The 11,997-nt window shown below is 39.3% G+C and carries 14 protein-coding genes; 6 read left to right on the top strand and 8 right to left on the bottom strand.

What is annotated here, in order from left to right:
• Nucleotides 1–70 precede the first annotated feature (70 nt).
• From ACEYW6_RS14980 to ACEYW6_RS14955, 6 genes are all read left to right on the top strand, one after another.
• Entirely contained in the window at nucleotides 71–871 is an 801-nt protein-coding gene (locus ACEYW6_RS14980; protein WP_412980328.1) for an SDR family oxidoreductase, read from the top strand.
• A gap of 312 nt (nucleotides 872–1,183) precedes the next feature.
• The gene (locus tag ACEYW6_RS14975; RefSeq protein WP_412980323.1) at nucleotides 1,184–1,858 is read left to right on the top strand and encodes a cadmium resistance transporter; all 675 of its coding nucleotides are present in this window, start codon (nucleotides 1,184–1,186) and stop codon (nucleotides 1,856–1,858) included.
• 35 nt (nucleotides 1,859–1,893) lie between these two features.
• On the top strand, nucleotides 1,894–2,202 hold the full coding sequence (locus ACEYW6_RS14970; protein WP_412980322.1) for a hypothetical protein: 309 nt from the start codon (nucleotides 1,894–1,896) through the stop codon (nucleotides 2,200–2,202).
• Nucleotides 2,203–2,395: 193 nt separating this feature from the next.
• Nucleotides 2,396–3,013, top strand: a complete 618-nt coding sequence (locus ACEYW6_RS14965) for a pentapeptide repeat-containing protein (RefSeq protein ID WP_412980321.1) — start codon at nucleotides 2,396–2,398, stop codon at nucleotides 3,011–3,013.
• A gap of 12 nt (nucleotides 3,014–3,025) precedes the next feature.
• Complete coding sequence (locus ACEYW6_RS14960) at nucleotides 3,026–3,226, top strand: hypothetical protein (protein WP_412980320.1); 201 nt, start codon at nucleotides 3,026–3,028, stop codon at nucleotides 3,224–3,226.
• A 16-nt stretch (nucleotides 3,227–3,242) separates the two neighbouring features.
• Nucleotides 3,243–4,211, top strand: a complete 969-nt coding sequence (locus tag ACEYW6_RS14955; RefSeq protein ID WP_412980319.1) for a TauD/TfdA dioxygenase family protein — start codon at nucleotides 3,243–3,245, stop codon at nucleotides 4,209–4,211.
• A 60-nt stretch (nucleotides 4,212–4,271) separates the two neighbouring features.
• On the opposite strand, the gene ACEYW6_RS14950 is transcribed toward ACEYW6_RS14955, so the two are convergent.
• The 8 genes from ACEYW6_RS14950 to ACEYW6_RS14915 all read right to left on the bottom strand — a co-directional run bounded on the left by ACEYW6_RS14950 (nucleotide 4,272) and on the right by ACEYW6_RS14915 (nucleotide 11,996).
• The gene (locus tag ACEYW6_RS14950; RefSeq protein ID WP_412980318.1) at nucleotides 4,272–5,330 is read right to left on the bottom strand and encodes a P-loop NTPase; all 1,059 of its coding nucleotides are present in this window, start codon (nucleotides 5,328–5,330) and stop codon (nucleotides 4,272–4,274) included.
• 65 nt (nucleotides 5,331–5,395) lie between these two features.
• The gene (locus ACEYW6_RS14945) at nucleotides 5,396–6,157 is read right to left on the bottom strand and encodes a DUF4058 family protein (RefSeq protein ID WP_412980317.1); all 762 of its coding nucleotides are present in this window, start codon (nucleotides 6,155–6,157) and stop codon (nucleotides 5,396–5,398) included.
• A 19-nt stretch (nucleotides 6,158–6,176) separates the two neighbouring features.
• Nucleotides 6,177–7,139, bottom strand: a complete 963-nt coding sequence (locus ACEYW6_RS14940; RefSeq protein WP_412980316.1) for a HEAT repeat domain-containing protein — start codon at nucleotides 7,137–7,139, stop codon at nucleotides 6,177–6,179.
• Between the two features lie 37 nt (nucleotides 7,140–7,176).
• Nucleotides 7,177–7,404, bottom strand: coding sequence for a ferredoxin family protein (locus tag ACEYW6_RS14935; RefSeq protein WP_069068766.1), 228 nt, complete (start codon nucleotides 7,402–7,404; stop codon nucleotides 7,177–7,179).
• A 175-nt stretch (nucleotides 7,405–7,579) separates the two neighbouring features.
• Nucleotides 7,580–8,362, bottom strand: a complete 783-nt coding sequence (locus ACEYW6_RS14930; protein WP_412980315.1) for a class I SAM-dependent methyltransferase — start codon at nucleotides 8,360–8,362, stop codon at nucleotides 7,580–7,582.
• Between the two features lie 63 nt (nucleotides 8,363–8,425).
• On the bottom strand, nucleotides 8,426–9,121 hold the full coding sequence (locus tag ACEYW6_RS14925; RefSeq protein WP_412980314.1) for an HAD family hydrolase: 696 nt from the start codon (nucleotides 9,119–9,121) through the stop codon (nucleotides 8,426–8,428).
• Nucleotides 9,122–9,147: 26 nt separating this feature from the next.
• Entirely contained in the window at nucleotides 9,148–10,857 is a 1,710-nt protein-coding gene (locus ACEYW6_RS14920; RefSeq protein WP_412980313.1) for a fumarate reductase/succinate dehydrogenase flavoprotein subunit, read from the bottom strand.
• A gap of 83 nt (nucleotides 10,858–10,940) precedes the next feature.
• Entirely contained in the window at nucleotides 10,941–11,996 is a 1,056-nt protein-coding gene (locus ACEYW6_RS14915) for a sulfonate ABC transporter substrate-binding protein (protein ID WP_412980312.1), read from the bottom strand.
• Between the last annotated feature and the right edge of the window lies 1 nt (nucleotide 11,997).

The raw sequence follows: 11,997 nt of genomic DNA, 5'->3' as shown, positions 1-11,997 counted from the left end.
GAGCAGGTAATTTCTATCTCTTCTTATAATTTTATCCTAGAAGCTCTTTTCTATGCAGCTTCATATTAAATTGGTATTAGACCTACAACTATCAGGTAAAACAGCAATTGTTACAGGTGGAAGTGCAGGCATTGGGTTAGCCACGGCTAAAGCTCTCTACACTGAAGGTGTGAATGTAGTGATTGCTGCTCGTAATCAAGAAAAGCTAGAGAAAGCAGTAGCCGATATCCAATCCTTACCAACTCCAGGTGCTAAAGTGATTTCCGTTAGTGCCGACCTGACTCAAGCAGAAAGTATTGATCAGGTTGTCTCTACAACCCTGGCACAATTTGGTCAGATTGATATTCTGATTAACAATGCTGGTTCAGCGCGTGCAGGATCTTTCTTAGAGTTGGGTGATGATGCTTTTTTGGATGCTTGGAATCTCAAATTGTTAGGCTACATCCGATTAGTTAGAGCCGTTGTCCCTCATCAAAAAAATCGGCATGATGGGCGAATTGTCAACATTATTGGTGGTGCAGGACGCACACCTCGTCCGTCCTTCCTCCCCGGGGGTACAACCAATGCTGCTTTATTGAACTTCACGCGAGGAATTTCTAAAGAGTTAGCCCAACATAATATTCGTATTAACGCTATTTCACCTGGTCTAACTGGTACAGAGCGTGCCGAACGTTTGGCAGAGCAAAATGCTCAAATCCGTGGTGTGAGTGTAGAAGAAATCAAGGCGGAATCATTAAAAGCAATACCTCTAGGAAAAATCGTTAAGCCAGAAGAGATCGCTGCACTGGCTTTATTTTTAGTCTCCGATCTTGCTTCTTCCATCACTGGGGCAGAAATTCTGGTTGATGGTGGCAATACTCCAGGTGTTTAACCTGACATAGGCGTTCTAAATTATTTGTGAAAAACAAGATACCCGATTTTTTAGAGAAATCGGGTATCTGAGCCTTAATTTACATCTTGCACCAGGCGTGAGAATTGCCTGGTGCTTTTAATTTTTTATTCAATAACTTCATTTTATCATTTCAACAAAAAAGAGTATTTGCTCTTATCTGAGTCAGCCCATAATATTAAGTTCATAAGCTACTAAGCTTACCCGTTGAAGGACAAATTTACATCTGTAATTAATTGCGATCGCTTCAACCATCTTCTAAAAGAATTTTGCTAAATTGTTGCGGAGAAAAATATGGCTTGGCTAATTGGTACATTATTTATTGCAATATCTGTGGCTTTTGCAACAACATTTGATGATAATTTATACTTAACAGCTTTCTTTGGCAAAGTAAACCATAGCTTTCGTCCCAAACATATTATTATTGGTGAATTTGTGGGATTCACTACATTAGTAACGGCTAGCCTTCCTGGTTTTTTTGGTGGCTTAGTTCTTCCAGAAGCATGGATTGGATTGCTAGGAATTCTCCCAATCATAATTGGTATCAGCCATCTAATGAGTCGAGAAGAGGAAGAAGAGACTTTACAAGCTGTATCAATTAATTTTACTAATTCAGCCAAACCAAAACGCCAGAAAAAATCATTATTAGCAACGCTCAAAGATCGTCAAACCTATCGTGTTTCTGCTGTTACCATTGCCAATGGTGGAAATAATATCGGTATCTATGTTCCGCTATTTGCTAGCAGTAACGTTCCTAGTCTGGCAGTCATTTTATGTGTTTGCTATTTAGCGATTGGAATGTGGTGCTTTGTCTCTTACAACCTAACGCGGAATCCTGTTATGGCTTCTGTTATGACTCGCTATGGTCGGAAAGTCTTTCCCTTTGTATTAATATACTTGGGATTATCCATCATGGTTAAAAGTGGAACTTATCAACTTGTACCTAATCTAGCAATGCTTTTTAAATAAGTTATTCGTCGTACATAAAAGCTTGGATCAAACACATGAAAATTCTCAAAATAGCTTTAATGACTTTAATACTTTTAATTGACTTAGCGATTGCTGCTCCCTCTTGGGCAGATGTAACATCACACTTAAGCGCAAATTCTGACTATTTCGTAGGGCAAAAAGTTATCTGGCTTTATAAGGTTCGTGCTGACTCTGAGAACATCCAGAGGATTCCTGGCGAAGTCGTCAAATTAGGCTCTAAGCAAGTGCAAGTCAAAGTGCAGAAAAATAAAAATGAGTTCGTTAATCGTTGGGTAAATCGAGACAGATTAGAAGTTGATAAAAGCGACCATTCTCTTAAATAATATAAATATAACTTATTTTAAAACTAACTAATGTTGACCGCAGATTTATACTTTGCATGACTAACCTAAAATTAATCATTATCTTTATTTATGGTTATGCAAAATAATAGTATTTGATTTTGAAGATTAATCAGCATTAAAGTAGAATCAACATTCAACAAAAAACCATACTAAATTCAAGGAAAGTAAACCAATGAAAAAAACAAACTCGAAAAAAGTAACTTCTTGGCTTTTAACTGCTGTATTTCTGGCATTTATGACGGTATTTTCTCTTTTTGATCAGCCATCTGCTTTAGCTCAATCAGAAATACCACCAGTAACTACAGAATTCACATCAACTCCAATAGTATCTCCCCCTCTTGTCATACCTCAAACAATATTGCCAGTAAACACTGTAGCTGCAAATGTTCAGCGTCTATTAGCAACCAATGAATGTGTTGGATGCAACTTAGTAGAAGCGCAATTAGACAATGCAAATCTGCAAGCAGCTAATTTGGCGGGTGCAAATTTACAAAAAGCCGAATTAGAAAAGGCGAATCTGCAAGGAACAAACTTAACATCAGCTAATTTACAGGGAGTAGACTTAAGCAAAGCAAACCTAGCTGGAGCAAATTTGCAAGGTGCAAACTTATTTGATGCAGATTTAGAAGCAGCAAACTTGTTAGGGGCTGATTTGCAAGGAGCAAACTTACAAAAGGCAGATTTACAAAAAACAAATCTCACAAATGCCAACATCCAAGGTGCAAACTTACTAGGGGCTGATTTGGAAGATGCACTGATACCACCAGGATTCACGAATCAGTATCAGTAATTTAAATTCGATTTGCAAATATTAAAAGCCTCAGATCCCCGATTTTTTGAAAAAATCGGGGATCTTTTTGTCCCATCTAAAATAAAATACGGTAAATCTATCAAGTTGCAGTATAATAATTTTGGCTACGATCGCTTCCTTCGAGATATTGCTGGTATTGGATTGCAACACGAAGGAAGTGAACGAGTGCGAACACAGCCATATATTGGGTAAAACCCTGGAGATTTATATGAGCAACAAGCATATTGAAGTCAAACCGGTAGCTGGTTTCATCGGTGCAGAAATCAGTGGTGTAGACTTGTCGGGTCCTCTGCATGATGAAGCGGTTGCCGAAATTCGGCAAGCATGGTTGAAGTGGAAAGTTATTTTCTTTCGCGGTCAGAACATCGATCATGCTGCACAGATTGCGTTTACATCTCGTTTCGGTGAAGTGACCTATGCACATCCCCACGAGGATGAGCCAATCGAAGGCTTCTCTCAAATACTGCCGATTGATCGCAGTCGCTACGAACGCCGCAATGGACTGCGCCGTTCCAGCTACGAAAGCCGTTGGCATACCGATGTCACAGCAGTTGTTAACCCACCGGCAGGGTCTATTTTACGTGCGGTGAATGTCCCCAGCATTGGCGGTGATACCCAGTGGACTAATCTAGTTGCAGCCTACGAGGATCTATCAGAACCTCTACGGAAGTTAGCAGATGGATTAAAAGCAGAACATCGTTTCAATGCTCGGTTACGGATACCAAGCAATAGCAAACTCGCCCAACGCATTGCAGCTAATCCACTGGTTTCTATTCACCCAGTCGTGCGGGTTCATCCAGAGACAGGTGAACGTGCATTGTTTGTCAATCCTGGCTTCACTTCCCACATTCTGGACGTGTCACCACAAGAAAGCGAACTATTACTTGAGTTGTTCTTCAATCAAATCACCAAACCTGCTTACACCACCCGCTTCCGTTGGAACAATGGTGATATCGCATTCTGGGACAACCGCGCCACCTCGCATTTAGCCCCACAAGATTTGGATCATATAGAAGTTGAGCGCGTACTTTATCGCACTACCATCACAGGAGATGTTCCAGTTGGTCCTGATGGTTTCCGTTCACAAGTGGTTGAAGGTGAACCTTTAACCAGTGAATTACCGACTGTCCTCAAGCAGAAAGCTGAGAAACTAGAAGCCCAACCAGTGCTGGCGTAAGCTAGATAGTTTTAAACTAGGCTGTGAAATATCTACGCAGCCTGGTTTTTAAAAGTTGCATTAAGTGTGATGAGCGAAGCTTAAGCCTATGGCGATCGCTATTTTTACAAAAACCTCACTGGCTGGAGAAGCTTGTTCACTAGTTGCGATCGGATTTCCAGTATCTCCACCGCTACAAATGCGGGGATCAATGGGAATTTGTCCCAACAGAGGCGCTTGTAATTCTGCGGCCAGTTGTTCGCCGCCACCACTACCAAAAATCGGTGTGCGTGAACCACAATCACCGCAAATTAAATAGCTCATATTTTCAATGATGCCAAGCACAGGAACACCCACTTGGCGAAACATATATATATTACGTCGTACATCTGCAACAGCCACTTGTTGAGGAGTTGTCACTAAAATGACTCCGCAAATTGGGCTTTCTTGGATAATTGTAATTTGAGCATCACCTGTACCAGGAGGTAAATCTATCAATAAATAATCTAATTCACCCCATTCCACATCTTGCAGAAATTGCGTGATAATTTTGTGTAATACAGGCCCCCGCCATGCCAAAGGACGATTTGCTTCTGCAAGTAAACCCACTGACATTATTTTTATTCCTTGAGCTTCTAGAGGTAAAAACTTATCACCTGTGGGAGTATTAATCACTTGAATATCAGCTTTCCCTAAACCCAACATTTGGGGAATATTGGGGCCATAAACATCAGCATCTAATAGTCCTACTTTTGCACCTTGTAATTTTAAAGCTGCGGCGATATTAACGGCCGTTGTGGATTTGCCTACACCACCTTTACCACTAGAGATTCCTAGAGTTGTTTTAACACCGGGAATTGTACAAATTTGAATATAAGTTTTTTTACACCAAGATAGAGATGATAATTTATATTCAATTTCTGGCTGTAATTGGTGCTGATGAGAACCAATATATAAACGCAAGTAAATATAGTCATCAACTATGCGTAAGTTTCGTACCATTCCCAAACTAATGATGTCATTTTTTAAGTTAGGTTCAATAACCTGTTTGAGTAGTTGGACGACTTCTTGCTGATATAAATTAGTGTCTGATTTTACGTGAGTTTCTGGATACTGAAAGGGAGATTGGTGGTTAGACATGGTTAAGAGAAGCTTAGGGATTAGAAATTTGCTAGTTGCAGTATAGTAAAAGCGATCGCTCTGATTTATATCCTCTGCAAAACTTCTCTCACCCAAGCTTCTTCTTCGGGCAATCGCACTATCTTTAAAGGTTGTGAATAATCAATTGCCAAGTCAAATCTAGCACGTTTGTAAACTTCATTTAATAAGCTTTGCAAGTCAACTATAGGTTCAGGTTCTCCCTCACGCAAAGGTACAGGAAAAACAGGAATTGGGTTTTTTAAATCAAAAGTATATAAATCTGCATCAGGTCTATTGTAGCTGCGACTAACCAAGATACTATAATCTGTGGCTGTTGCTCCTAAAACAGGCATTGACTCTCCTTGTCTTAAGAGATCAATTTCTACCAAATTGGTTGCAGAAGCTAAAATTTTCTGTCGTTTGTTTTCGTAAGCGGCTCTACCTTCTTTGGAACGTTTATTTTTAGGGGAAAGTATTTCTATCACCGCAACTACTTCTTTACTTTGAGTTGCTCGCACCTCTAAAAATCTTTCAGTTACTTGTTCCGGTATGGGAACTTTCACTTTACTGGGTTCGGTAAGTTTTGCAGCCGTCAAAGTTGTGCTGGTATCTGTAGTGTTACGTTTAGCAATTGCTACATCAGCAATTCCTACGACTAAGATATCATCTACACTAGTGTAAACTCGCTCTTCAATGGAAACTCGGTATTTAGGGGCGATTTGAGGAGTTAGGTCATCAGCGATCGCTACAATCAAACGATTGTGAACTTGATGCCAAAGTTCAGGCTGTTCCAAATACGGGTTCATTCCAGGAAATGGATTGTCCATTACACTTTCCCTTAGTTATTTACTGCTCCCTCGAGACTATTCTATCTGTTTTAATCTTCTGAATTGCCCGTTGCGCTTGGATGGACACTTCTTTGTCAGGGTCATCTAAAGCTTGTTGCAGTGGGTTAATAACATCAGGATGAGCTAAATTCCCAAGTGCAATTACTGCTTCTTTGCGGACATCTGCATATTCATCTGTTAATGCTTGAATTAATCTCGGTATAACTCGAATATCTGGGATTGTTTGCAAAGCTTGTGCTGCTGATTTGCGTACTTGCCAATGTTCATCACTTAAAGCTATTTCTAATGCTGAAGTTGCTTGCTGATTTTCATGAATAGCTAGAGATTTGGCTGCATTACGGCGAACTTGCCAGTCGCTATCATTTGTAAGTGCTTGAGCAAGTATTGTAATTACTTGTGTATCTTGTAAATGCCCTAAAGTTAAAGCAGCAGCACGACGAACAAGTGCTGATTCATCAAAGATTAAATCTAAAGCTTGTGGACATTTTTCTAGTTGATTGATATATCGCAGTGTGGTAATAGCTGCCTCACGTAATTCAGGAGTTTTTGATGTTAAAAATGGTAAGATATCCGGTAAGGATTGAATGTCATGAATTTTCCGTAACAACACTAAAATATTGAGTTGTGTATTTAGATCATGACTCTGGAGTTTATCTAGTAAAAGTAACAAATCATTCTGGGTAACTAAATCGTTTAAAGCTGAAGCAGCTTCAGTACGAACATCTGTGTCTGTTGAATTTAAGCATTCAATTAAAGCAGGAATCCCCACAGGCTCGGCTATTTCCCAAAGGGCAGATATTGCTATTTTTTGGACGGCAGCGTGTTCATCTTTCAGAGCGATAATTAGTGCATCTGTCGTTTCTTCATCGCCCAGATGTTGTAAGGTTTTGACGGCTACTAAGCGGTCATTTACATCAGGCGATCGCAGCATTTCTAGCCAATCTTTGAGGTCATCATTCATTATTTTTACCACAGAGGCACAGAGTTACAGAGAATCTTTAACGTAATAAAAAAGGAATTTGTACTGTAATTGCATTAGTAGGACATTCTTTTTCACAAGGTAGACAAAACCAACACTCATCATATTTCATGTAAGCTTTGCCTGTCTCTGGATTCTTCGCCAACACATCTAAAGGACAAACCTCAATACAAGCTGTACATTTTTCTAAACATTTTGATTCATCAACGATGACAGGAACATCTATTCTTTGTGTGATTAAAGCCATACATTTATTACTCCCTAATTTAATTAATAAACTTTAAACGAAAAATTCTAATCCTTCCCACGGAGATGCTTTAGCAGTTTTAATTCTAGTGTCTAAATCAGAAGGATGAATTTCCAGTTTATAGTCATTTGGATCTATAGTCACTTGAATCGCCATCACTTTAAATCACATTTATTCAGTTATTCAACGTTGCGCGGATAAAACGATAACCTAAATCAATCTCCATTAAATTACGAACATCACCATATTTATTTTCCCATTCACCACTACTTAAATCTGCTGCCAATAGCTGTAATCCTTTATTTATTAAATCTTGATTTGCTAAAGCAAAAGACGATATTCCAGCACGTACTTCTGGTTTAAGATATAACTCTGGTCGTCTCCAGGCTGCTGCTGCGAATAAATCAGATAAATCGTATGGTAATAAAAGGGGTATGGCTTCAACACGCCTTTGAGTATTACTCTGAATTAAGTTTATCTGTTCGTTAAGTGGTAAAAAGCGTAAAGCATCTTCCCACAAAAACGGAAAATAATCATAAAGCCATATTTTCTGAGCAAACCTAATATCAAAAGTTAGCAAAACTATTTTCCCATCCCTAATAACTCGTTGCATTTCTTGAAACGCTTTTTCGAGATGAATAAAGTGATGAATTGCTAAGATACTTACAATGCCATCAACAGACTTATCTGGTAGGGGTAAATTTTCTGCATAGCCAGTGAACCATTCAACTTGTGAATGTTCTATTGCCTGTTTTTGCATTACTAAGGAAGGTTCAATAGCATTAACAAGAAATCCTTTGTTAGCTAGGGCTAGGCTGTAACCACCAGTACCAGCACCAATATCAGCGATAATGCTACCTTTGGATAAATTGAGTAAATCAATTAATTTATTAATAATGCGGATATCAGGAACGCGAGTTTTTGAGTATTGTTGACCGATTGAATTATAAACAGACATATTTATTATAAAATCACTTAAATTAATTTGATATTGAACTTTAAATAGATAAACAAAAAACTGTTAGTTAAACAATGTTACCAATTTTAATAGTTCACTTATAATAAATTTTGGTTGTACTTCTTGTATTAAATTCTGGTTTCTTCGGTTGTAATAGCAAAAATCAATATTAACTTGCATTGCTCCCGCATAGTCATGAGTGAGAGAATCTCCTACGTAAAGGACTTCTGCTGGTGTTAAATCTAATTTCGATAACGCATGATGAAATATTTCAGGAGATGGTTTAGCAAAACCAATTGCTTCAGAAACTACAATTTCCTCAAAAAAATGGTCAATTCCCGCAGCTTGCATTCTTGGTAGTTGTGCTGACACAAAACCGTTGGTGATGACAGCCAAACGATAATTACGTGCGAGAACAGTTAGTACTTCATTTACATCAGGTTCCATTACGGCTGAATGATTAAAAATATGCCAAAAACTTTGGCTAAGGTTGCTGATTTGATTTGTTTTTATATCTAATTGAGCAAGTGTACTTCCATAAGACATCTCTATCAACTCACCAGGAGAAAAAGTTTCTCGCTGTTTCCAATACTTGGAGTTATAAGTTTCATATACTTGAATAAAAGTAGTTTCATTTATTCCATGTAAATCTAAATATATTCCACAAGCTTCCAGCGCTCCAAGAATAGCTTGGCGTTCACATAGCTCAAAATTCAACAGTGTATTATCTAGATCAAAAATTATCGCTGCATAACCCATTTTTATTATTTTAGGAAAATGTTATTTTACCTAACTGCAATATTGTAAAATTCTTTAACTTTATCTACTTCCACAATATAAGGTTCTACAGGACGCTTAAACAATATCATTTGCCCTAACTCATCTTTCTTTAAATTGACATGATAAAACCATTCATCATCATTCTTTTCGGGATAATCTAAGCGGTAATGATAAAGTCCCCAACGAGTTTCTTGACGATATAATGATGCTCTAGCTGCCATTTCTGCACAGTCTCGAATAAAATGTACTTCCAGAGAACGCATTAATTCATGGGGGTCACGAGCGCCCATTAAATCTAATGTTTGTTGATATTGGACAAAATGTTTCAAACCAATCTCAATTTTATTACCTGATTTTGGTGGTTGCAGATAATCATTAACTAAGCGTCTTAATTTGTATTCTGCCTGAGTATGAGGTACACCATTGGGACGTGTTAATGGTGCATAAATTCTGGCTTTTTCAGCTTCTAAAAACTCTGCATCTGGTTCTATAAAATCTAAATCTTCAATATATTCAATGGCATGAGTCCCGGCTATACGACCGAAAACAAACGCCCCAATCATATAATTATGGGGAACGCTGGCCATGTCTCCGGCTGCATATAAACCTGAGACAGTTGTTTGAGCGTTTTCATTTACCCACACACCAGAGGCACTATGACCGCTACATAAGCCAATCTCAGAAATGTGCATCTCTATGCCGTGGGTGCGGTAATCTTCATTTCTACCTTGATGAAAGCGTTCTCTACTTGGTCGTTCATTTGCCCAAAGTATGGATTCAATTTCCGCAATTGTATCTTCATCGAGATGGGTCATTTTTAATTGGACTGGTCCTTTCCCAGAATTTAATTCTTTCCAGATTTCCAACATCATTTGACCACTCCAATAGTCACAGCTAATGAAGCGATTTCCTTCGGCGTTGGCTGTATGTGCGCCAAAAGGTCCAGCAACATAGGCACAGGCGGGGCCGTTGTAATCTTTAATTAAAGGATTAATTTGAAAGCATTCAATATTGCTGAGTTCTGCACCTGCGTGATAAGCCATTGAATAGCCATCTCCGGCATTGGTAGGATTTTCATAAGTGCCGTAGAGATAACCGGAAGCGGGTAATCCTAATCTGCCGCAAGCACCTGTACATAAAATGACTGCTTTAGCTTGAATGACAATATAATCACCGTTTCTGACATCAAATCCTACTGCACCAATAGCACGTCCTTCTTTAACTAATACGCGGGTTGCCATGACGCGATTTGTAACTTTGACTTTGTGGCGTTTGACTTGGCGGGTGAGAATTGTTTTGAGGTCTTTACCTTCTGGCATGGGTAAGACATATTTCCCCACACGATGCACTTGTTTTAAGTCATAGTTGCCTTGGGCATCTTTTTGAAATTTCACACCCCAGCTTTCTAATTCTTGGATAACTTCATAACCTAATTTGCCTGTTTGATATACGGCTTTTTGGTTGAGAATACCATCATTGGCTAGGGTGACTTCGCGGACGTATTGTTCTGGGGTGGAATGACCAGGAATAACTGCGGTATTCACTCCATCCATACCCATTGCGATCGCACCACTCCGTCGGATGTTAGCCTTTTCTAAGATCAGCACCTCTGTATCTGGATTCGCTTGTTTGGCTTTAATTCCAGCCATTGTCCCGGCCGTACCGCCACCGATGACAAGTACATCAGTTTTTATCTGTTGGGTATTGATGTCCATAAGCTTTTAGAAGTGGGGAGTGGTGGAGCGGAGGAGATGACGGGGATGAGGGAGATGGAACTTCCTAAATTACGAATTACGAATTACGAATTACCGTTCCAAACGATTTCTTTGATCTGGATTTGCTTGGGAACTAGCTTGATTTTATGAAAAGTATCAGCAATGTTTTGTTGCTGAGTGATGACTTCATCTGTTAGCGGTAAAACGCCATACTTCCGGCGTTTTTCAGCAATTTGCAATGCTGCTGCTTTAATACCTAATTCTGGTTCTAGAAACTTGGCAACTTCCTGTGGATTACCTGCTGCCCATTTATCTATCTTGCTGATTTCATCTAAAAGGGTTTTCAACAAATCTGGGTGAGAATTGACAAACTCTTGACGAGCAAGATAGTAACCACGATTTGGTGCTAAATTTGTCGCATCTGTTAATATCCTGACATCTAGATCGTGTTCAACTGCTGCTAGGTAGGGGTCCCAAATTGCCCAAGCATCAACTTTACCGCCTTCAAATGCTGCACGGGCATCTGCTGGTGTCAGATGTGCTGCTTGAATGTCACTATAGTTTAATCCGGCAGCTTCTATAGCTTTGACAACAAGATAGTTAGTGTTTGACCCTTTAGCAAAGGCTACTCTTTTCCCCTTAAGGTCAGCAACATTTTTAATCGGTGAGTTTTTCGGCACAACAATTGCTTCGGCTTTGGGACTCCAAGGATCGTAAGCAACATAAAGCAAGGGAGTACCTGCGGCTTGGGCAAATATTGGTGGTGATTCTCCTGTGTAGCCAAAGTCAATACTACCTGCGTTCATTGCTTCTAGCATAGGTGGGCCTGCGGGAAATTCCGCCCATGTCACCGAAGCACCAGCAGCAGTTAAAGTTTGCGCTAAACTGCCTCGGTTTTTGAGAGCGTTGAGAATGGTAGCCGCTTTTTGATAGCCGATACGAACTACCACACCTTGATTTGTTGTCTGCGTTGCAGCAAAGTTACTTGTGTTGTTGGGAGAACAAGCCGAGATCACAAGAGTTAAACTTAATCCGACAGCAAAGAATAAGGCAAATGTGCCAATTCTGGATATTTCATAATTTTGAAGAAAGCTGCTGACAATCTTCATCAGTCGATGTGGTAAATACTTACTGAACATA

This window comes from Nostoc sp. UIC 10607 (genome assembly GCF_047228265.1).
Classification (GTDB): Bacteria; Cyanobacteriota; Cyanobacteriia; order Cyanobacteriales; family Nostocaceae; genus Nostoc; species Nostoc foliaceum_A.
This window is presented reverse-complemented; position numbering and strand designations above follow the sequence as displayed.

Excerpts from the sequence above, each read along its gene's own strand:
- ACEYW6_RS14945 (WP_412980317.1), bottom strand. The coding sequence starts at position 6,157 with ATGGACAATCCATTTCCTGGAATGAACCCGTATTTGGAACAGCCTGAA.
- ACEYW6_RS14925 (WP_412980314.1), bottom strand. The coding sequence starts at position 9,121 with ATGGGTTATGCAGCGATAATTTTTGATCTAGATAATACACTGTTGAAT.
- ACEYW6_RS14915 (WP_412980312.1), bottom strand. The coding sequence starts at position 11,996 with ATGTTCAGTAAGTATTTACCACATCGACTGATGAAGATTGTCAGCAGC.
- ACEYW6_RS14965 (WP_412980321.1), top strand. The coding sequence starts at position 2,396 with ATGAAAAAAACAAACTCGAAAAAAGTAACTTCTTGGCTTTTAACTGCT.
- ACEYW6_RS14950 (WP_412980318.1), bottom strand. The coding sequence starts at position 5,330 with ATGTCTAACCACCAATCTCCCTTTCAGTATCCAGAAACTCACGTAAAA.
- ACEYW6_RS14940 (WP_412980316.1), bottom strand. The coding sequence starts at position 7,139 with ATGAATGATGACCTCAAAGATTGGCTAGAAATGCTGCGATCGCCTGAT.
- ACEYW6_RS14975 (WP_412980323.1), top strand. The coding sequence starts at position 1,184 with ATGGCTTGGCTAATTGGTACATTATTTATTGCAATATCTGTGGCTTTT.
- ACEYW6_RS14920 (WP_412980313.1), bottom strand. The coding sequence starts at position 10,857 with ATGGACATCAATACCCAACAGATAAAAACTGATGTACTTGTCATCGGT.
- ACEYW6_RS14930 (WP_412980315.1), bottom strand. The coding sequence starts at position 8,362 with ATGTCTGTTTATAATTCAATCGGTCAACAATACTCAAAAACTCGCGTT.
- ACEYW6_RS14935 (WP_069068766.1), bottom strand. The coding sequence starts at position 7,404 with ATGGCTTTAATCACACAAAGAATAGATGTTCCTGTCATCGTTGATGAA.
- ACEYW6_RS14970 (WP_412980322.1), top strand. The coding sequence starts at position 1,894 with ATGAAAATTCTCAAAATAGCTTTAATGACTTTAATACTTTTAATTGAC.
- ACEYW6_RS14955 (WP_412980319.1), top strand. The coding sequence starts at position 3,243 with ATGAGCAACAAGCATATTGAAGTCAAACCGGTAGCTGGTTTCATCGGT.